Below are 543 nucleotides of genomic sequence, written 5' to 3' on the forward strand. Positions count from 1 at the left end.
CATTTGCCAAGGCTAAAAATCGTTGGGATACAAAATCATTACCAGTAGGATTTTGTGAGTTTCCTTGATTCCCATTTGGTTGCCATTGACCTTGATTAGATCCATCTGAAGCATTTGGGTTCCATGTTCCCCCATTTTTCGAGCCACCAGAATGATTTGAATCCCCAGGTTGATCGGGATCTGGTGACGGGTTAGGATTTGGCTTATTAGGGTCTGGTTTTGGATTCGGATTTGGCTTTGGTTTATCTGGATCTGGTTTTGGATCCGGATTTGGCTTTGGTTTATCTGGGTCTGGTTTTGGATCTGGTTTTGGTTTCGGGTTATCTGGATCTGGTTTTGGATCCAGATTTGGCTTTGGTTTATCTGGGTCTGGTTTTGGATCCGGTTTTGGTTTCGGGTTATCTGGATCTGGTTTTGGATTCGGACTTGGGTTTTGGTTATTTGGGTCTGGTTTTGAATCTGTACTTGGGTTTTGGTTGTTTGAGTCTGGCTTCACATTATTCGAATCAGGATTAGCATCACGACTATTCGAACCTGTTCCTT

Annotated in this window: 1 pseudogene; it reads right to left on the minus strand. The window is 43.1% G+C overall.

Annotated elements, in window-relative coordinates:
- Positions 1 to 543: pseudogene (locus IDG60_RS01370) on the minus strand (SdrH family protein); the annotation flags it as partial.

Source organism: Staphylococcus sp. EG-SA-2 (assembly GCF_017152085.1).